Annotated in this window: 17 protein-coding genes and 1 pseudogene; 10 read left to right on the forward strand and 8 right to left on the reverse strand. The window is 60.7% G+C overall.

Features of this window, described 5'->3' with window-relative positions; translation table 11 throughout:
- Positions 1–38: 38 nt before the first annotated feature.
- The 4 genes from E4P82_RS03610 to E4P82_RS03625 all read left to right on the forward strand — a co-directional run bounded on the left by E4P82_RS03610 (position 39) and on the right by E4P82_RS03625 (position 6,487).
- Positions 39–1,256 (forward strand): beta-barrel domain-containing protein, encoded by a 1,218-nt coding sequence (locus E4P82_RS03610; protein ID WP_169247616.1) that lies wholly within the window; start codon positions 39–41, stop codon positions 1,254–1,256.
- A 70-nt stretch (positions 1,257–1,326) separates the two neighbouring features.
- Positions 1,327–2,079, forward strand: coding sequence for a peptidylprolyl isomerase (locus E4P82_RS03615; RefSeq protein ID WP_169247617.1), 753 nt, complete (start codon positions 1,327–1,329; stop codon positions 2,077–2,079).
- Positions 2,080–2,111: 32 nt separating this feature from the next.
- Entirely contained in the window at positions 2,112–5,162 is a 3,051-nt protein-coding gene (locus E4P82_RS03620) for a peptidase domain-containing ABC transporter (RefSeq protein WP_169247618.1), read from the forward strand.
- Between the two features lie 41 nt (positions 5,163–5,203).
- Positions 5,204–6,487 (forward strand): sigma-54 interaction domain-containing protein, encoded by a 1,284-nt coding sequence (locus E4P82_RS03625; RefSeq protein WP_169247619.1) that lies wholly within the window; start codon positions 5,204–5,206, stop codon positions 6,485–6,487.
- Positions 6,488–6,542: 55 nt separating this feature from the next.
- Here E4P82_RS03625 and E4P82_RS03630 read toward each other — a convergent pair whose 3' ends face one another.
- Positions 6,543–6,803, reverse strand: coding sequence for a hypothetical protein (locus E4P82_RS03630; RefSeq protein ID WP_169247620.1), 261 nt, complete (start codon positions 6,801–6,803; stop codon positions 6,543–6,545).
- A gap of 349 nt (positions 6,804–7,152) precedes the next feature.
- Here E4P82_RS03630 and ada point away from each other — a divergent pair, with 349 nt between their 5' ends.
- From ada to eda, 4 genes are read left to right on the forward strand one after another with little or no spacing between them, the layout of a single operon-like run.
- The gene (ada, locus tag E4P82_RS03635; RefSeq protein WP_169247621.1) at positions 7,153–8,262 is read left to right on the forward strand and encodes a bifunctional DNA-binding transcriptional regulator/O6-methylguanine-DNA methyltransferase Ada; all 1,110 of its coding nucleotides are present in this window, start codon (positions 7,153–7,155) and stop codon (positions 8,260–8,262) included.
- A 28-nt stretch (positions 8,263–8,290) separates the two neighbouring features.
- Positions 8,291–9,073, forward strand: a complete 783-nt coding sequence (locus tag E4P82_RS03640) for an enoyl-CoA hydratase/isomerase family protein (protein WP_169247622.1) — start codon at positions 8,291–8,293, stop codon at positions 9,071–9,073.
- Positions 9,074–9,100: 27 nt separating this feature from the next.
- Positions 9,101–10,948 (forward strand): phosphogluconate dehydratase, encoded by a 1,848-nt coding sequence (edd, locus tag E4P82_RS03645; protein WP_169247623.1) that lies wholly within the window; start codon positions 9,101–9,103, stop codon positions 10,946–10,948.
- Positions 10,945–11,613, forward strand: coding sequence for a bifunctional 4-hydroxy-2-oxoglutarate aldolase/2-dehydro-3-deoxy-phosphogluconate aldolase (eda, locus tag E4P82_RS03650; protein WP_169247624.1), 669 nt, complete (start codon positions 10,945–10,947; stop codon positions 11,611–11,613). Before edd ends, eda begins: the two co-directional genes overlap by 4 nt.
- 12 nt (positions 11,614–11,625) lie before the next feature.
- Here eda and E4P82_RS03655 read toward each other — a convergent pair whose 3' ends face one another.
- From E4P82_RS03655 to tal, 5 genes are all read right to left on the reverse strand, one after another.
- Entirely contained in the window at positions 11,626–12,387 is a 762-nt protein-coding gene (locus E4P82_RS03655) for a pentapeptide repeat-containing protein (RefSeq protein ID WP_169247625.1), read from the reverse strand.
- Positions 12,388–12,397: 10 nt separating this feature from the next.
- The gene (gene lon / locus E4P82_RS03660) at positions 12,398–14,827 is read right to left on the reverse strand and encodes an endopeptidase La (RefSeq protein ID WP_169247626.1); all 2,430 of its coding nucleotides are present in this window, start codon (positions 14,825–14,827) and stop codon (positions 12,398–12,400) included.
- A 67-nt stretch (positions 14,828–14,894) separates the two neighbouring features.
- Positions 14,895–15,536, reverse strand: coding sequence for a class I SAM-dependent methyltransferase (locus E4P82_RS03665; protein ID WP_169247627.1), 642 nt, complete (start codon positions 15,534–15,536; stop codon positions 14,895–14,897).
- 13 nt (positions 15,537–15,549) lie between these two features.
- A complete protein-coding gene (gene apaG, locus E4P82_RS03670; protein ID WP_312914060.1) occupies positions 15,550–15,903 on the reverse strand; it encodes a Co2+/Mg2+ efflux protein ApaG in 354 nt (117 codons plus the stop codon).
- Positions 15,904–15,968: 65 nt separating this feature from the next.
- Positions 15,969–17,072 (reverse strand): transaldolase, encoded by a 1,104-nt coding sequence (gene tal, locus E4P82_RS03675; RefSeq protein ID WP_169247628.1) that lies wholly within the window; start codon positions 17,070–17,072, stop codon positions 15,969–15,971.
- A 369-nt stretch (positions 17,073–17,441) separates the two neighbouring features.
- On the opposite strand from tal, the pseudogene E4P82_RS03680 reads away from it, so the two are divergent.
- Positions 17,442–18,366: pseudogene (locus E4P82_RS03680) on the forward strand (restriction endonuclease).
- 209 nt (positions 18,367–18,575) lie between these two features.
- Positions 18,576–19,052, forward strand: coding sequence for a GNAT family N-acetyltransferase (locus tag E4P82_RS03685; protein WP_169247629.1), 477 nt, complete (start codon positions 18,576–18,578; stop codon positions 19,050–19,052).
- 143 nt (positions 19,053–19,195) lie between these two features.
- Here E4P82_RS03685 and E4P82_RS03690 read toward each other — a convergent pair whose 3' ends face one another.
- Positions 19,196–19,591, reverse strand: a complete 396-nt coding sequence (locus tag E4P82_RS03690; RefSeq protein WP_420887059.1) for a YchJ family protein — start codon at positions 19,589–19,591, stop codon at positions 19,196–19,198.
- Complete coding sequence (locus tag E4P82_RS03695) at positions 19,588–20,229, reverse strand: cyclase family protein (RefSeq protein ID WP_169247630.1); 642 nt, start codon at positions 20,227–20,229, stop codon at positions 19,588–19,590. The genes E4P82_RS03690 and E4P82_RS03695 overlap by 4 nt, the downstream gene beginning before the upstream one ends.
- Positions 20,230–20,292 lie beyond the last annotated feature (63 nt).

Genomic DNA, 20,292 nt, shown 5'->3' on the forward strand with positions numbered 1-20,292 from the left:
GGTGGCGCTGGCCTGGTCGTTTTTTCGGCAAAGTGGGCGTGATCGTCAAAGCCCAGGGCCAACTGGGGCCGGAAGCCGACGAGCGACTGCTGTTCGCGCCCATCGAAGGACAACTGAACGACCTCTACATCGTCGAAGGCGTGCCGGTCGCCGCCGGCGACGTGGTGGCGCGGGTCAACGCGCTGGGAGCCATGCAACTGGCGGCCAGCGCGCTGATGGCGCAGCTCAAGCTGCAATCGACCGAAGCCGCTTTCCGAACCTTTCCCGTGCAGAAACAGGCGATGGAAAAGGGCATCGAACTGATCCAGTTTCAGATCGAGAGCGCCGAGGAGGTCGACGATCGGCGCATTTCCCAAGGCATGACCCAACTGGCCGCCGACCAGCGGCTCAAGCTCGAACGGGCCCGGCTGAAGCTGGACGGCGCCCAGGATGCCCTGACTTTCACCCGCAACGATTACGAGAAGCATCGCCGCTTGTTCGAATCCCCGGGCGGCGGCGGTATCGCCCGCTCCAAGGTCGAGGAAAAATTCAAGGAATACCAAGGCAAGATCGCCGAATTCGAGATTGCCAAGAACGAGCTGTCCGAATTCGAAGTCAAGCTGAACGAGGAATACGCCAAGCGCCAGGAAGAGCTGAAGGCGCGTTCGGAGCGCTTGCTGCAATACTATGCCCAGTTGGAAGAACGCAAGGCCCAGCTCGCCAACGCCGAACGGGAAAACCAGGTCTCGCTCAAGCTGGCTCGGGCGGAAGCCTCCGCCGCCGCCCAGATCAGCTTCGACGACATCGACGAGAACAACCTGCTGCTCATCAAGGCGCCGGTGGCCGGGGTCGTCACCCGGATCGGCGTCACTCAGCCCGGCGCCAAGATCGATCCCAAGGCACCCATCGCCGGCATTGCCCCGGCCGACGCCCGGACGGTGCTGCATGTCGAAATCCTGGAACAGGATCGCGCCTTTCTCCGGGAGGGCATGCCGGTCAAGATCAAGTTCAACGCCTTCCCCTTTCAGCGCTTCGGCTTCATCGACGGCATCCTGGAATTTATCGCGCCGACCGTTTCTCCCTCCGGCGATAACCCGCAAAACCGGGTGCAGGTCTACCGGGGGCGGGTCAGTCTGGCGCGGGACTATTTCACTTCTCCCGAAACCGGCGCCCGGATACCGCTGCGTTTCGGCATGATCGCCATCGCCGAAATCATGGTGCAGCAACGGCGGCTGCTCGATTTGGCCCTGGACCCCTTGCGTCGGGCCTCCGGCTGAACGCCCGATCCGGCGGGACGAAACGACGACCCCGATTTCAAGACCCTTACGCCAGCAACGGAGCACAACCATGCAAATTGCCCGTATCGACGATGAGATCCTCAATGCCGACGATTTCGTTAAAATTCTCAAGCTCGACAATCGCTTCAATACGCTGATCGAGCAGATTCTGATCGACAAACTGACGGTGCGGGCGGCGAAGCAGAGCGGCATTACCGTCACTCCGGCCGAAATTCAGGAGCGGGTCGATCAATTCCGCCGGGTGGAAGGACTGCACCGGGCGCAGGATACCCATGCGTTCCTGGAAGCGTTGGGGGTCACCCTGGACGAATTCGAAAACCACATGACCGAGATCCTGTATCGGGAAAAGATGCGGGCGCAAATAACCCGCCAGGAACAGATCGACGACTACTTCCGCCTGCATTCCCCGAAGTTCGACAGTGTCGAAATCAACCACATCACCGTGGACTCCGATGGCAAGGCCCGCGAATTGCTCGCCTTGTTGGAGGATGAACCGACGCTGTTCGCCGAGTTGGCCCGCGAGCATTCCCTGGATCTGGACAGCAAATTCAAGGGGGGTTACATGGGCAAAGTGCTGCGGGGGGCGTTGCCCAACGAGGTGGAAGCCAAGATCTTCAACGCTGCGGAAGGGGAACTGCTGGGTCCCTTCGCCTCCGACGACGAATTGATCTTCGAGATCTTTCAGATCAAGGCCAAACATACCGCCCGACTCGACGAAGCCACCACCCGCGACGTCGCCAAGATGATCCGTAACGACTGGCTCGCGGCGCGAGCCCAGGAACATCGCCTGGAAGTCATCTGATCGTCCATCCTCGCGGCCATGGAGATTGTCCGGTGAGTTCCGAAATTCTGCTCGAAACCCTGGCCGGCATCGAATTGCTGGCTCCCATCGGCCGCAGCGACCTGGAATACCTGGCCGCGCGGGCTGAAATCCAGACCTACGACCTTGGCGATACGATTTTCACGGCCGGGGAACCGGGATTGGGTCTGTATATCGTCAAATCCGGCATGGTGCGCCTGCTGGCCACGGAAGGCGGCAAGGACATCAGTATCGGGATCCGTCGTGCCGGCGAGTTGCTGGCCGAAACCGCCGCGCTGCGCGACCATCGCTTCGAATTCACCGCGCGCGCTTCCGGCAAGACCGAGTTGGTGTTCGTTCCCCGCGATGTCATCGCCTCGACGCTGGCCCGTCATCCGGTGGTCGGCGGTCTGTTGGCTCGGCAGGCCAGCATCAATGCCGCCGGCGGTTTCATCAGCCAGTTGTTCCAGTTGCGCGGCAAGGTCGATAAGGACGAACTCGTCCAACTAGTCGACAGCATCGGCATCAAAAAAGTGGCGGCCGGAGATGTCATCCTGGAGCAGGATAGCCTTGAGGACCGCCGGCTCTACGTGGTGCGCCGGGGTACGGTGCGCGGCATTCGCATGGAGGGCGGCGTCGAGTTGCCCCTGGCCATGTTGGGCCATGGGGAGCTGTTCGGCGAGCACACCTGCCTGCTGGACGCAGCGCAACCGGTGACCGTGCGGGCCGCCAGCGACGCAGTGCTGCTGGTGATCCCGCAACAGACCGTGCGCACCATTCTGGAACGCAATCCCCAACTGAAGGAAACGCTGCGAACTCGCATCCAGTTCGCCGAGCACGAACTGGAACGCCAGAAGCAACTGCTCGAACGGCGTAACCGACCGCTGAGTTTGGATCTGCGCTCCAAGCCCGGCATCGGCGAACGGGTGCTCAAGCGGTTCCCATTGGTCGAGCAAGCCGAGGAGATGGACTGCGGCGCGGCCTGCCTGGCCATGATCTGCAAGCACTACCGGATCGGTGCGACCCTGGGCAAGCTGCGCGAGATGGCCAACGTCACCACCGAAGGCGCCACCCTGGACAGCTTGGCGCAAGTGGGCGAATCGCTGGGGTTCACCACCCATGGCTTGCAGTGTACCTACCAGACCCTGCTGGGTTTCGAGCTACCGTTCATCGCCCACTGGGAAGGCTATCATTACATCGTGGTCTACGGCGTTTCCAAGAACCAGGTCTGGGTGGCGGATCCGGGACTCGGTTTTCGCAAGCTGAGCGTCGCCGAATTCGAGAAGGGCTGGACCGGCACCTGTCTGTTGTTTACCCCCCGCGCCGATCTGGCGCAAATCGAGGCCACCCGTTCCCCTTGGATGCGGTTCGTGCGGCTGCTACGCCCTCACAAACCGGTACTCGGCTATCTAATTCTGGCGACGCTGGTGATCCAGGTACTCGGTATCACTCCCCCGATCATTCTCCAAAATATCCTGGACCGCGTCGTCGTGCACCAAAGCCACGAACTGCTGAATCTGCTGATCGTCGGTTTTATCCTGGTGCAGCTCTTCATGCAGTTGACTGCCTTGATGCGCACTTATCTGACCAATTTCATGGTGCGCAATCTCGATTTTTCGATGATGTCGCAGTTCTTTCAGCATGCGCTGTCCCTGCCGATTTCCTTCTTCGCCAAACGCCGCACCGGCGACATCTTCGCGCGGTTTCAGGAAAATCAGACCATCCGCCAGTTCCTGACCCAGTCCACGATCAGCACGATGCTGAATCTGCTGATGGTGTTTTTCTACTTTCTGGTGCTGTTCCTGTACAGCGTCCAGATGACCCTGGTCCTGCTGGCTCTGATCGTGCCGATGGTGGTGTTGACCGTGGCCATCACCCCGCGCATCAAGCAATACGCGCGGCGCGATTTCGAAGCGTCGACCGACGCCGAAGCGGTGTTGATGGAAACCCTGAACGGCGCCGAAACCATCAAGGCCATGGGCATCGAGCGCGCCATTCGGCTGAAATGGGAACAAAAATATGCCAAGGCATTGAACGTCAAATATAAGGCGCAGGGTTTCGAGGCCTTGATCGGTTTCGCCAGTCAGTTGTTGCACGCGCTGACCGTGACCTCGGTGCTGTGGGTCGGCGCCAATCTGGTGCTCGGCCAGCAGCTCACCATCGGCCAGTTGATCGCCTTCAACATGTTGATGGGCAGTGTGATGGCGCCGCTCATGGGCCTGATCGGAATGTGGGACGAGCTGCACGAAGCCGGGGTGGCGATGGAGCGGCTCGGCGACGTGCTGGACATGGAGCCGGAACAGAAACCCGAGGATCAACCCTCGCGCATCCTGCTGCCCAGCCTGCGCGGCGATATCAGCCTGCAAGACGTGTATTTCCGCTACGGTGGCAAGGAGACCCCCTATGTTCTGGAAAACATCAGTTTCGAACTGAAGGCCGGGGAAACCGTCGCCCTCGTCGGTCACAGCGGTTCCGGCAAGACCACGCTTGCCAAGCTGCTGGTGGGTTTCTATCCGCCCAGCGAGGGCAAGATTTCCATCGATGGCTACAATCTGAACCTGATCGACAAGGACTACTATCGCGCGCAGATCGGCTATGTGATGCAAAGCAATCTGCTGTTTTCCGGCACCGTCGCCGAGAATATCGCCCTAGGCGAGAGCAATCCCGACCGGCGCCGCATCGTCGAGGTGGCCCGCTTGGCCGACGCCCACGGTTTCATCAGCAAGCTGCCGCAAGGTTACGAACAGACCGTGGGCGAGCGAGGCGTCGGCTTGTCGGGCGGTCAAATTCAACGGCTCTGCATCGCCCGTTCCTTGTACCGGGACCCTCGACTGTTGATCTTCGACGAAGCCACCTCGGCCCTCGACACGCAATCCGAGACCAACATCCTTCGGAACCTGTCGGGGGTCCTGGAAGGCCGCACCGCCCTGGTCATCGCCCACCGGCTCAGCACCATCATGAACGCCGACAAGATCCTGGTCCTGTATCAGGGTCGCATCGTCGAGGAAGGGACTCACCAAACGCTGTTCGACCGCCAGGGCATGTACTATCAGTTGATCCACAAGCAACTCGCGGCGGCGGCATGAGACCGCCACGAGCTTGGCGATTCTGATTCCGGTCATCGACGATGAGACCTTTCACCTTCGGCCAATCGACCGCGCCCGGTTACGGCGAGCTGCTGGAAAAGATCGAAATCCTGCGCTCCACGCTGCGTTGGGCCACGCGGCTGGAACGCGAGGAGATCCAGCGCTTGCTGGGACAGTGCAACGTACTCCGCGAGGACGTGATGAGCCTGTCGCGCCGGGAGCGTTTCGTCCAGTCCTCCGCCGCCCTGGAGGATTTGCGAGCGCCGCCACCCGAACCAGCGCCCACGGCGGAACAACGACGCGCGGCGTTGCTGGAACGGGAATTTACCTTCGATGGGGTGTTCGGGGACAATCCCAAGCTATTAGAAACCCTGGAAATCGCTGAAAAGGCAGCACCCACCGATCTGCCGGTGCTGGTTCGCGGCGAGAGCGGTACCGGCAAGGAACTGCTGGCCAAGGTGGTACATACCAACGGTCGGCGTAGTGAGGGGCCGTTCGTTTCCGTCAACTGCGGCGCCATACCGGAAAATCTGGTGGAATCGGAGTTGTTCGGTCATAAGAAAGGGGCGTTTACCGGGGCGGCCAGCGATCGCAAGGGCAAATTCGAAAGCGCCAATCTCGGCACGATTTTTCTGGACGAGATCGGCGAATTGCCCTTGTCGGGCCAGGTCAAGCTGTTGCGGGTACTGCAATCCCAGGAAATCCAGCGAGTCGGTTCCGACAGCCCGATCAAGATCGACGCGCGTATCGTCGCCGCCACCAACCGCGATCTGCTGGCCATGGTGGGAACGGGGCAGTTCCGGGAGGATTTGTACTATCGGTTGAGCGTGATCGAAGTCACCGTGCCGCCCTTGCGGGAACGCCGGGACGAGATCCCGTTGCTGATCGATTTTTTCTGTGACGCGGCGGCGGAAAGACTGGGCCGAAGTCCGCTCAGACTGAGCTCACGGCTGCGGCAATTTTTGCTCGACTATGGGTTTCCGGGCAATATCCGTGAATTACACAATTTGATTTTCCGCATGTCCTGTCTGGCCGGCGATACCGCCGATCTTCCTCACCTGCCGGACGCCCTGCGAAGCAACCCGCCCAGCGTTCGCCCATCGGCGGATGCGCCGCTCGAATCCGAAGCGCCTCTGTCGCTGAGCGAGGTCAAGAAAACGGCCGGCGACGCAGCGGAAAAACGTTTTCTCGAACAAGGATTGCGGGAAGTGAACGGGCGGGCGGTGGAACTGGCACGCCGCCAGGGGATGAACCGTTCTCATTTGCAGACCTTGCTGAAAAAGCACGGTTTGAGCGCCAAGGCGTTTCGCCCCAAGAAGGCGTAAAAAAAAACCAGCGGAGCTCCGATGGTCTCCGCTGGTTTTTGCGAGGGTGCTGGCCTTAGCCGATCACCACCGTCAACTGCTCGTAATGATCGACCTTGGTCTGGGTGCGCTGATACTTCTTGTGCAGCTTGTCGACCTTGTACTTGATGAAGCCGATGGTCTTGAAGCCGCCGTTCTGGGTCCACTGACTGACGAAGCTCCAGGAACCGCTGGTGGTGGTCGAACCGGTGTAGGTGTAACCGCCGCTCAGTTTGGCCATGGCTTGACGGTCCAGGGTCTTGCTCAGGTCCAGGTCTTGGATGGTGATGGTGCTCATGGTCGTGTCCTCTTCAAAGGGTTGGGAAAGTTTGTGTTGCTGTACGACCTGAATAAGGCAGAAGGCGTGCCAAACCCTATAATAGCGGGGCTATTAATTTTTTATGTTAATGATTATAAACAAAATATTGATGCAGTTCCTGGTTCGGTGTCGCGGCTTGCAGGGCCTCTCCGGCCGGAAAATTGTTGGTAAAAATCGAATAAAAAAAAGAAAATCGTTTTTATTTGACCAACTTCTTGGTTGTGTGTCGAATCGATCACTCGAATTCGACCGCAACAATCGGATAGCGAGCGGGATGGCGGGATGGCTAGGATCGGTCTCGTTGATCAAGCGACGAGGCCAGGAGAAGATGATGAAACAGGCAACCGAGCCCGTATTCGAAACCAACGATCAGCGTTGGAACGCCCTGGTCCAACGCAATCGACAGGCTGACGGCGTGTTCTTCTACGCCGTGAAAACCACCGGCGTGTACTGCCGTCCCCACTGTTCCGCTCGCCGGCCGAACCGACACAACGTCGAGTTTTTCCTGACTTGTGCCGATGCCGAGCACGCCGGCTATCGAGCGTGCCGGCGCTGCCATCCGCAACAGCTATCGAACCCCTCGCCGATACCCGAAACGATGGCGCGGGCATGCCGGATCATCGAGGAAGCCGAGGAATCGCTGCCTTTGGCGGCATTGGCCGCGACGGTGGGCTTCAGTCCGTTCCACTTCCAGCGGCTCTTCAAGGAAACTGTCGGCGTTACCCCCAAGGCTTATGCCATGGCGCACAGGACACGACGATTTCAAGAAAGCCTGCGCGAAGAGCGGAGCGTTACCCAAGCCATGTACGAAGCCGGCTTCGAGTCCAGCAGCCGCTGCTACGAAAACGCCGCCGGCCATCTCGGCATGACCCCCGCTGAGTACGGCAAGGGTGGCGTGGGGCAGCGTATTCGCCATGCGATCGTGCAATGTAATCTCGGCTGGATGTTGGTGGCGGCCACGGAACGGGGCATCTGCGCCATCGAATTCGACGATAGTCCCGAGCGGTTGCGAGAGCGACTCGCCGCGCGCTTTCCCGCCGCCGAACTGCGAGGCAATGATTCCGAACTGACCGAGTGGATGGAACGAGTGCTGGCCGCTCTCGACGAGCAGGGTTGCGCACTCGATCTGCCGCTCGACATTCGAGGCACGGCGTTTCAGTGGCGCGTGTGGCAGGCGCTGCAAGCGATTCCGGCCGGTTCGACCGCCAGCTATGCCGACATCGCCCGGACGATCGGCAAGCCTTCGGCGGCGCGCGCCGTGGCCCGAGCCTGTGCTTCGAATCCGGTCGCCGTGCTCATCCCCTGCCATCGCATCGTGCGAGGCGACGGCGGTCTGGGCGGCTACCGCTGGGATCTCCGGCGCAAGCAAGCGCTGCTGGATCGCGAGGCCGCGCGGCCAGACGCGTCGGCGGATTTCCAGCCGGAGACGGTTTCCTGATTTCCACCTTCATCCAGGAGAATGTGGCATGAACGATGTCGTTCTGGTGACGAGGCACGATGCCATCGCCCAACTGACCCTGAACCGGCCGAAGTCCTATAACGCCTTGAATATCGAGACCGCGCAGGCGCTGACCCGAGCCTTGCTGGATTTCGGAGCCGACCCGGCAATTCACGGTGTCGTCATCACCGGCAGCGGCGCGGCCTTTTCGGCGGGCGGCGACATCAAGTTCGTGCTGGCCCATCCGCACGGACCGGCGGCAGCGTTCCACGAGCTGGCCACCCATGTCCATGTCTGTGTGACCGAAATCCGCCGGCTGCGCAAGCCGGTGATCGCCGCCCTCAACGGGGTGGCGGCCGGTGGCGGTTTTTCCCTGGCGCTGGCCTGCGATTTCCGGGTCATGGCGGAATCGGCGCGGCTCAAACAGGGCTTCACCAGTAACGCTCTTTGTATCGACGCCGGCGGCACCTTCACCCTGCCGCGACTGGTCGGGTTGGCCCGCGCCCTGGAAATCGCCGCCTTCGATGAGCCGATTGCCGCCGAACAGGCTCTGGCCTGGGGATTGGTCACCCGAGTGGTTCCAGACTCGCAACTGCTGGATGTCGCGCTGGATATGGCGCGAACCCTTGCCCAGAAGTCCCTGCACACCTTCGGCCACGTCAAGACCCTGCTGACCGATGCCTTCGATAGCTCTTGGGAAGCGCAATTGGAACGCGAGCGGCGCGGATTGGCCGCCTGCGCCGGCCATGCCGATGGGCTGGAAGGTCTGCACGCCTTCGTGGAGAAACGCCCGCCGCGCTACAACCGTTGACGAGCCTGGGTTGGCGGGCTTGTGATCATGACCCTGCATCCCACCGTGGCGACGGTCACCGACCGCATTCGCCAACGTAGCGCGCCGACCCGATCCGCCTATCTGACGCGACTGGAACACGCCCGCGCCAACGGCACGGTCCGCAAGGGCCTGTCGTGTACCAATCTGGCGCACACCTTTGCCGCTTCCGACGCGAACGACAAAGCCGTCCTACGCGAGGCGCGCTGGCCGAACCTGGCCATCGTCTCCTCGTATAACGACATGCTGTCCGCGCATCAACCGCTGGAGCGCTTTCCCGCCCTGATCAAGCAGGCGGCGCGCGAAGCCGGGGTGGTAGCGCAATTCGCCGGTGGCGTGCCGGCCATGTGCGACGGCGTGACCCAAGGCCAGCCCGGCATGGAACTGTCGTTGTTCTCGCGCGACGTGATCGCCATGGCGACGGCGGTGGCGCTGTCGCATAACGTGTTCGATACCGTGCTATGCCTCGGCGTCTGTGACAAGATCGTGCCGGGGCTGCTGATCGGCGCCTTGCATTTCGGCCACCTGCCGGCGATCTTCGTGCCCGGTGGGCCGATGCCCTCGGGTTTGCCCAACGCCGAGAAGGCGAAAATCCGCCAGCTTTACGCCCAGGGTCAGGTCGGGCGCGAGGCGCTGCTGGAGGCGGAGTCGAAGGCGTATCACGCACCGGGGACCTGTACCTTCTACGGCACCGCCAATTCAAATCAAATGCTGATGGAGGTGATGGGTCTGCATCTGCCCGGCGCGGCGTTCGTCCCTCCCAACACTCCATTGCGCGACGCGTTGACCCAAGCGGCGGCCCAGCGGGCGGCCCGGATCACCGCGCTCGGCGACGAGTACCTGCCGGTCGGGCGAATCGTGGACGAACGGACGATCGTCAACGCCATCGTCGGCTTGCTGGCCACCGGCGGCTCGACCAACCACACCCTGCACCTGGTCGCCATCGCTCATGCCGCCGGCATATCGATCAACTGGGACGACTTCAGCGACTTGTCAACGGTGGTGCCACTGCTGGCCCGGATCTATCCCAACGGCCAAGCCGACGTGAATCATTTTCACGCCGCCGGGGGCATGGGCTTTCTGATCGGCGAATTGCTCGATGCCGGACTGCTGCACGGCGACGTGCTCACCGTCGCGGGAGACGGTCTGGCGCGCTATTGCGAGGAACCGTACTTGGATCAAGACGTGCTGAGTTGGCGTCCGGCGCCGAACCGGAGCGGTGATGAAAACGTACTGCGTCCCGCCACACGGCCATTCGCTCCCGACGGCGGACTGAAATTGCTGAGCGGCAATTTGGGGCGGGCGGTGATCAAGACTTCGGCGGTCAAACCGGAACATCGCGTGGTGGAAGCGCCCGCCCTGGTCTTCAACAATCAAGAGGAACTCATGGCCGCGTTCGACCGGGGCGAACTCCAACGCGATTTCGTCGCCGTATTGCGCTATCAAGGACCGCGCGCCAACGGCATGCCGGAGCTGCACAAACTCACCCCACCGCTGGGAGTATTGCAGGACCAGGGCTTCCAGGTGGCGCTGGTCACCGATGGGCGCATGTCGGGCGCGTCCGGTAAGGTGCCGGCGGCGATTCACGTCACGCCGGAATGTCTGGCCGGTGGGCCGCTGGCACGGGTGCGCGATGGCGATGTGATTCGGCTCGACGGCGAATGGGGGGTACTCGAAGCACGGGTCGCCGAGTCGGAATGGGCCGAGCGCCAACCGGAACCGGTGGATTTGAGCGATGACCAACACGGCCTGGGTCGCGAGCTGTTCGCGGGGTTCCGCGCCAACGCCACCGGAGCCGAGCAGGGGGCGATGGTTTTTGCCAGCTCGGCGATCCACACCCAGGGAGATGTGCGATGAACATCCTGGAGGTCATGCGCGTTGGGCCGGTGATTCCGGTCCTCGTCATTGAGGATCTGGCTCAAGCGGTGCCTTTGGCCCAAGCGCTGGTCGCCGGTGGCGTGCGGGTGTTGGAGGTGACTCTGCGCACTTCTGTGGCGCTGGCGGCGATTCGGGCCATCGCCCGCGAAGTGCCGGAGGTCATCGTCGGGGTGGGTACCCTGATTCGGCCCGAAGATTTTACCGAGGCGCGGGATGCCGGCGCCCGCTTCGGGGTCAGCCCCGGTCTGACGCCGGCGTTGATCGCTGCAGCACGGGATAGCGACCTGCCGTTGCTACCGGGAGTGATGACCCCATCCGAGGTCATGACCGCCCGCGCGGCCGGATTCCATCAACTGAAGTTGTTCCCGGCGCAACCGGCGGGTGGCATCGATCTGTTGAAAGCGCTGGCCGGACCGTTCCCGGATGTCACCTTCTGCCCGACCGGCGGGATCACGGCGGAAACCGCGCCGGATTATCTGACGCTGCCCAACGTCGGTTGCGTCGGCGGGTCGTGGCTGACGCCCAAAACCGAGCTGGCGGCGGAGGATTGGAGCGTGATTACGGCGCTGGCCCGACAGGCGGCCGCGCTGGATCGGCGGAAAGTCACGGGTTTCACGGATTCAAGCCCAGTCACTGGCGCCTGAACTCGTCACCGTTCACCGACACTCGCCCACCGACCCCGGCCGACAGCGCCGCCGATCCACCCAGATCGTGCTGTCCAGCTTGGCGTCGGTGAAACGGGCGCCGTCGATGCGAGCGTCGGCCAGCGTTGCCGTTCCCAAATCGGTACCGGTGAAGTCGGCGTCCAGCAGGTTCGCCCCGTCCAGCTTGACGCCCTGGAGCCTGGCCCCGGTCAGCACCGCATCCTCCAGTATCGCCCGGCTCAGCGCCGCATCCGCCAGCACCGCGTTCGCCAGTTTGGCGCCAGTCAAATTCGCCTGCGTCAGCGTAGCCTTGCTCAGGTTCGCTCCCGTCAGATTGGCCCCGCTCAGGTCGACCTGATACAGCTCCGCGTCGCTCAGGTCGGCTTGGCTCAAATCCGCCCCAGTCAACACCGCCCGATCCAGCCGCGCGCCGCTCATGCTGGCGCCGACGAACACGGCATGATCCAGTTGCGCCGACACCAGTCGCGTGCCTCGCAACGCCGCCCCGCTGAAATCCGCGTTGCTGAGCACCGCCCGACCCAGATCCGCCCCGCTGAGCCGCGCGCCGGCCAGCTTGGCGTTGGTCAGATTGCTGCGGGTCAGCACCGCTTCGCGTAGGTCCGCGCCGGTCAGATTCGCGCCCTGCTTGTCGCAATACAACCAGTTGACGCGCCGGCCGGGCGGGTCGTCGCAAGCGGCCCAGGCGGGCGAATGCGGCAGCGCCAGCAGACACAGCAGCGGCAGCAGGGCACGGGAACGGTCGCGAATGGTCACGATAAACCTCTCAGCTTGCGGGTTGTGGCGCGAACACCAAATCCACCACCTGCCGCAGATATTCCACGAAGTGCAGAGTCAATCCTTCCTTGATGTGATCCGGCAATTCTTCGGCATCGCCTCGGCAGCCTTCCGGCAGGATGATCTCGAACAGACCCGCCCGGCGGGCGGCGATGACCTTCTCACGGATGCCGCCCACCGGCAACACCAGTCCGGTCAAGGTCAGTTCGCCGGTCATGGCCAGCGGCCGGCTGGGCTGCTGGCCGCGCGCCAGCGACAGCAGGGCAGTGGCCATGGTGATGCCAGCGCTGGGTCCGTCCTTGGGCGTGGCGCCTTCCGGCACATGCAGATGCACGAACGCCTCGTCGAAGAACTTGGGATCGGCCTGATAATCTTCCAGATGGGCGCTGACATAACTGTAGGCGATATTGGCCGATTCCTGCATCACCTCGCCCAACCGGCCGGTCAGTTTGAAACCGCGATTCTTGGTATGGACCAGGCTGGCCTCGATGTTGAGGGTCGCGCCGCCCAGCGCGGTCCAGGCCAATCCGGTGACCACGCCGACGCCGGTCATCCGCGTTTCCTGCCGGAACGGCGGTTTGCCCAGATAGCGTTCCAGATCGGGTTTTTCCACCGCGATCGGTCCTTCGGCCTCTCCCTCGACGATCTTCACCGCGCTCTTGCGCACGATCCGACCGAGCTGCTTTTCCAGATTGCGCACCCCGGCCTCGCGGGCGTAACCCTCGATGATCTGGGTCAGCGCGCCATCCTCGACCTGGATGCGATCCCGCTCCAAGCCACTGCGCTCCAGCAGCTTCGGCCACAGGTGGTTGCGGGCGATTTGCAGCTTTTCGGCGGTGATGTAGCCGGACAGGCGGATGGTTTCCATGCGGTCGAGCAGCGGCGCCGGAATGGTGTCGAGCTGGTTAGCCGTGCAGATGAACAATACCTTGGAAAGATCGAACCGCACGTCCAGGTAGTGATCCAGAAACTCGGTATTTTGCTCGGGATCGAGCGCTTCCAGCAACGCCGAGGCCGGATCGCCGTGAAACGAGGCGCCGATCTTGTCGATCTCGTCCAGCATGATCACCGGGTTGGCGGTCTTGGCGTCGCGGATGGCCTGGATGAACTTGCCCGGCAACGCGCCGATGTAGGTCCGGCGGTGGCCCTTGATTTCGGCCTCGTCGCGCATCCCACCCAAACTCAGGCGGTAGAACTGGCGATCCAGCGCGGCGGCCACCGAACGGCCGATCGAGGTCTTGCCGACCCCCGGCGGACCGACCAGCAGAATGATCGAACCACCGACCTGACCTTTCAACGCGCCCACCGCCAGGAACTCGACGATGCGATCCTTGACGTCGGCCAGCCCGTCGTGATCGCGGTCCAGCACCTCGCGGGCGTGCTTGAGGTCGAGATTGTCGGTGGAATACGTTCCCCACGGCAGGTCGGTGATGACGTCCAGATAATTGCGGGTGACGGCATACTCGGGCGAGCCGGTCTCCAGGATCGACAATTTGTCCAGTTCTTCCTCGATCCGCTTCAGGGCCGCTTCCGGCACCTGCCGGTTTTCCAGCCGCTCGCGGAAACGGTCCACATCGGCGGTGCGGTCGTCCTTGGCGATGCCGAGTTCCTGCTGGATGGCCTTGAGCTGCTCGCGCAGGAAGAACTTACGCTGGTGTTCGCTCATCTTCTCCTCGACCTGCTTGCGGATGCGGGTCTGGAGCTTGGCGACTTCCAGTTCCTTCTTGATCAGCACGATGACTTTCTTCAGCCGCTCCAGCACCGGCGCGGTGGCCAGAATATCTTGCAACTCGTCCTTGCTGGCCGTGGTCAGGCTAGCGGCGAAATCGGCCAACGGCGACGGATCGTGAGTGTTGAAGCGGTTGAGGAAGAATTTCAATTCCTCGGAATACAGCGGGTTGAGCGGGATCAACTCCTTGAGGGTGTTGATCACCGCCAACGAATAGGCCCGCAATTCCTCGACCCCAGCGTCGTCGTCCTCGTTCAGGTACTCGACATGGACGTGATAAGGCGGTTCGCTGGACAGCCATTTGTCGATGCGAAACCGTTTCAGTCCCTGGGCGATGAATTGCAAACGGCCATCGTTGCGGGCCAGTTGATGCATGCGGGCGACCGTGCCGACCGGGTGGAAATCCTCGGGGCCATGGGCTTTTTCCGCGCTGTCGGGCTTGACCAGGATCAGCCCGATGACTCGTTGCTCAAGGTTGGCGGCGGCCTCGACGGTGGTCAGCCAGGGATCTTCGTTGAGCAGCAACGGCAGAGCCTGGGCCGGGAAAAACGGCCGTTCCGATAGCGGCAGCAGATACAGCGTGGGGGGAAGAATATCGGCGGCGGCGACGATGGTGCCGTTGGCGCTGTTTTCGCCCGGCTCATCATTCTCGCGCACGACTTCGGCTTCGATGGTTTCGTGGTCGGTCATGATCTTTGTACACGCGGCTAAAGGGGATTGAGCCTTTAGATGCGGGCGAATCGGGAGATTATCAAGGTTAGGGCCGGTGGTGGTGGATTTGGTACCCGTCGTGGAATCCGGTCTTGCGCAGCACGATCCGTCGGAACCAGCCGTTAGCCAGCGCCGGCTGGTCGGACAGCACTTCCAGGTCCGGCGCACGCGCCAGCACCGTCTCGAACACCACGTTGGTGCGGGTGGCCAGCAAACCCAGCAACGGGCTGATCAATCGCCGCAGCGGCGCTTTCTGTCCCAGCCTCAGGAACTTGTCGAGGATCAGTACCCGGCCGCCGCGCCGCAAGACCCGCGCCGCTTCGGTCAACACTCGTTCAGGATGCGGCGTCACCGCCAGAATTAGGTGCAGCACCACTACATCGAACGTGGCATCGCCATACGGCAAGCGGCGGGCATCACCCACGTCGAGTTGAATATCCAGCTTCAGGGTGGTGGCCTTGCGTCTGGCGCGCGCCAACATCGCCGGCGTCAGATCCAGACCGGTATAACGCGGCCCGCGCGGCAGCAGCGGCAGATCCAGACCGCTGCCGACGCCGACCAGCAGCACTTCGGCGTGGGGTCCCTCGGGCAACAGCGCCAGCCCCTGTCGCCGCGCCGTCGCGGTGAACGGCGCCACGAAAGCATCGTAAATCGGCGCGATCAGGGTATAGCTGTAGCGCAGCGCCACCCGCCGGGCCTCATCAATGCAGGGTGCGCGGAATGGACAGCACGAAGGGCGGGATGCTGGCGTCGAAGGTCATGCCGTCGTCGGCCAGCATCTGATAGCTGCCCCGCATGCTGCCGACCGAGGTCTCCAGGATGGCGCCACTGGTGTATTGAAAACCCTCGCCGGGACGCAGGTAGGGTTGTTCGCCGACCACGCCCTCGCCGCGCACCTCCTCGATCTTGCCGTTGGCGTCGGTGATGATCCAGTGCCGGTTGAGCAGGCGAGCGGCGACGTTGCCGTGATTCTGGATCACGATGGTATAGGCAAAGACATAGCGATCCTGTTCGGGATTGGACTGCTCTTCCAGATAAAACGCCTGAGCGGCCACCTGAATGGCGTAATCGGTTTTTTTTCTCCATGGCGGGCGGTTGCTCCGAGGGTGAGGGAAAAGGTTCAGGCCAGCAGGGGACTGGTTTTGACCGTGATGGCCGTCAACAGTGTCTCGAAGGAACGGATAAAGGCGTTGACTCCCTCGATTTCCAACTGGTCGGTGACGGCACTCAAATCGATCCCCAGTTCCGGCAATTGCGCCAGTTGCGCCAGGGCGGTTTCCACGTCCTGATCCAGGGTTCGGGCAACGGTGCCATGGTCGCGGAAGGCGTCATAGGTCGCGGGGGGCAAGGTATTGACGGTGTCCGGGCCAATCAGGTTATCCACATAGAGTAGATCGGGGTAGGTTGGGTTCTTGGTGCTGGTGCTGGCCCACAATAGACGTTGGGGTCGGGCTCCGGCCGCGCGCAGGGCAGCGAAGTGCGCTCCGCCGAAGATGTCCAGGTATTCCTGATAGGCCAGCTTGGCGTTGGCGTTGGCGATCCGGCCTTGCAATTCCGGCCTCCGTTGCGCCAGCACCGGGTCGAGCGCGGTGTCGAGCCGGCTGACGAAAAAGCTGGCCACCGAGGCGATCCGATCCAGCGGCAGACCGAGGGCGCGGCGACGCTCCAGACCCCGCAGGTAAGCTTCGGCCACCGAGACGTAGCGTTCCACCGAAAACAGCAAGGTGACGTTGACGTTGACCCCTTCGGTGATCAGTCGTTCGACGGCGTGCAGGCCGGGCACGGTCCCCGGCACCTTGATCATGATGTTCGGCAGGTCCAGCCGGGCGAACAGCTCACACGCTTCCCGCACCGTGCCGTCCACGTCGTGGGCCAGATCTGGCGATACCTCCAGGCTGACCATGCCGTCCACGCCATCGGTCGCGTCGTAGGTCGGACGCAGCGCGGTGGCGGCGGCGCGGATGTCGTCGATGGCCAGGGTGAAGAATAACTCGCGACTGGATTGTTGCGGGTTGCGTTTCAGCTCCCGGCGCAGCGCGGCGTCGTAGTCGCCGCTGGCAATGGCTTTCTCGAAAATGGTCGGGTTGGAGGTGAGGCCGCGCAGATCGTCTTCGGCGATCAATCGCGCCAGCATACCGGAGGTCAGCATGGAGCGCTGGATGTGGTCGTACCACACGCTCTGGCCAGAAGCGTTGAGCCGGCGCAAGGGATTGGCATCGGGCATGGCGACTGTCCTCGGGCGGCGAGAAAAATGATTTGGAAGTGCTGGTAATTGTAGCAACTCCCGAGGTGATTCCGCTGCCATGGAATCTCCACGGCAGCGGATGCCGTGGCCGTATCGTTCGTCCATGAGAACTTATCCATGAGAAGTTTTGGCGCTACCGGCAAATGACACGGCAAAGTGTCACTTTCGGAGGCGATCAAACGGGGAAGCGTGTTTCTTTAGCTCTTGTTTCTGGCTGGTTTTTCTTAATAATAATGGATTGTATTGTGACGACTGGGTTTGCCATGATTATATTATGGGAGAGTTTATCAGATAGGGTGCTGGAGCGCTGCTCGCCAAATTATACATAAACAAGGAATACTGAGAATCGTGTCAATACCTGACTATCAGACACTTATGTTGCCTGTTCTAAAATTGGCAGCCGATGAGAAAGAGCACAAATTTAGCCAGGCTGTTGAGGAATTAGCAGATGAATTTAATCTTTCAAAAGAAGAAAGAAATGAACTTCTTCCGAGCGGGAGTCAAGCCGTTTTTAATAATCGTGTTGGCTGGGCTCGCTCCTACCTCAAACAAGCTGGTTTGCTCAAATCACCAAGGCGAGGATATTTCATCATTGCGCAAAATGGTTTAGATCTTCTGACAACAAACCCATCAGAAATTGATGTATCTGTTCTTGAACAGTATCCAGAATTCATCGAATTCAAAAAATCGAAAAAAAAGATAAAGCTGGTAATGAATCACAAGTAGATTCCTCGAATGAAAAAAGAATCAACTCAGACACCGGAAGATGCCCTCGCATCTGCATACAAAAAGTCTCCGTCTAGCTCTTGAGTCTGAAGTGCTGAGTTCGATCAAGGAAGCATCACCTTCTTTCTTTGAACGTCTTGTTGTCGATCTCCTTGTAAAAATGGGATATGGCGGTAATAGACAAGATGCTGGAAGAGCTCTAGGAAAAAGCGGAGATGGCGGAATCGATGGTATTATTAATGAAGATCGTCTTGGCCTTGATGTCATATATATACAAGCGAAGCGCTGGGAGGGTACGGTTGGTCGTCCCGAAATCCAAAAATTCGCTGGTGCATTGCAAGGACAGCGTGCTCGAAAAGGCGTATTCATTACAACCTCATCTTTTACCAAAGAGGCAAAAGAGTATGCTTCATTTATAGAATCAAAGATCATCCTAATTGATGGCGAGTATTTATCAAGGCTGATGGTAGAACACAATGTTGGGGTTTCTACAGTTGGTCAGTATGAAGTCAAGAAATTGGATTCTGACTATTTTGATAACGAGTAATGCGTAATAAGGCAATCAAGTCGCTCGTTTCACTCACTCGAACGAACGCTTCGCAGCGTTGCTGCTACGCGCTGCTTATAGTAGCGTTTTCGCATGCTCCCGGCATTGCATTGTTCCGTAAAAGCCGCTCTGTATTCAGTGCCGCTGAACTTGGCGTTATCATGGATGCTTCGCACCCGCCTCGTTGGTCCGTCACGAGCGATTAGCTCATGAAACTTCGGCCCTACAAAAGCTCCGATCTGGAGTCCGTTGCTAATCTATTTACGGCATCGGTTCATGGCTTGGCTATCGGCCACTACGATGCCACGCAACGGGCCGCGTGGGCTCCGCAACCTCCAGATCTGAGTGAGTGGAACGAGCGACTGAATGGGCTGCATACCGTTGTTGCGGAAGACAATGACAATGAGCTCGCTGGATTTCTTTCTTATGCAATGAATGGCTATATCGGCCTCTTGTATGTATCGCCCCGCTACCCACGTCGCGGAGTAGCATCCTTGCTCTATCGCGAGATCGAATCCGCGCTATTGCTCGCGGGTGTCGAAGTGCTATTCACCGAAGCGAGTGTGATGGCTCGCCCATTCTTTCATCGCCAAGGCTTTCTGATCGCGGAAGAGCAAATTGTTAGCCGTCGTGGCATGACCTTCAAGCGATACGCCATGCGCAAATCAATCAAGGCCGGCAGATGATCCTGGGCCTCGCGTCGAGCGCTTCGCGCCTGCCTTATTAGCCGTCGCAAGCAATTTTTTGTAAAACTCGACCTTACAAACACTCCAATCTGGAACCCGTTGCCAATTTTTACGGCATCGATTCATGGCCTGTTATGAGATTTCTATTTTCGGAAATCGCCTTCCAGATAAAACCACTGCTCCCCTTCCCGCACGAACCGGCTGGTCTCGTGCAATCGATGCGCCTTGCCGCCGATCTTGTAACGCGCCACGAACTCGACCACGCCCTGCATATCGTCGAAACCTCCGGCCTCGGTGTGGACGATCTTCAAGCCCAGCCAGTTGAGCTGGCTCGCATCGCTCAGATCAAGCGTTTCGGGTCGGGTGGATTCGTGCCAGGTGCGCAGCAGGTAGTCTTCCCGCGCGAGGACGTAGCCCGAATAACGGGAGCGCATCAGCGCCTCGGCCGTGGGCGGTCGTTGTCCGTGATCGAGGTACGGGCCGCAACAAGCCACGTAGGTTTTGCCCGAACCGCAAGGACAAGCGCTATCGGTGTTCACGCCGATACTTTCCTGAGCACCGCCCGCGCGGGCGCACCTTCGGCACCGGCCAACTTGAGCGGCAGGCAAATCAACTCATAGGGTCCTGGTGCGACTTCGGTCAAATTCAAACCTTCCACGATCACGACTCCGGCTCGCAGCAGGGCGATGTGGGTTTGTGGATCGCCCTGGAAAATCTGCACCGACAGGTAATCGACCCCGATCAAACGGATGCCCCGCCCCACCACCCACTGAGCAGCCTCGACGGTCAGGGCCACGAAATCGGTGAGGAACTCGCGGTCACCCCGTTGCCAGATCGCGGAATTGCGGGTACGCAACAACAAACGCCGGGTATCGGCGGGCAAATTCAGGGCTTCCAGATCGCGAGCGGCGATGACCTCCAGATCGGATAATTCAGCCACGACCGCCGGACCGATCAGCACATCCAGCGACAGATGGGTTACGTCCGTGCCGTCGGCCAGAAAATGCAAGGGCGCATCGACATGGGTGCCGGTATGCACGCCGCAGACCAGGGTGCTGTCGTTGACGGGATCGCCCCGATCCATGTCGCGGCGGCGGCTCAATTCAATGGCCGGGCTGCCGGGCCAATGCGGCAGGTCCGGGGAAATCGTCAGCGAGATATCGAGGTAGTCGGTCACGGTTACTTCCTTGGAGATTCGACAACAATCACTCGGGGGCGAACGTGGTGGAAACCACCGCTT

It is taken from the genome of Candidatus Competibacter phosphatis, assembly GCF_012939995.1.
Classification (GTDB): domain Bacteria; phylum Pseudomonadota; class Gammaproteobacteria; order Competibacterales; family Competibacteraceae; genus Competibacter; species Competibacter phosphatis.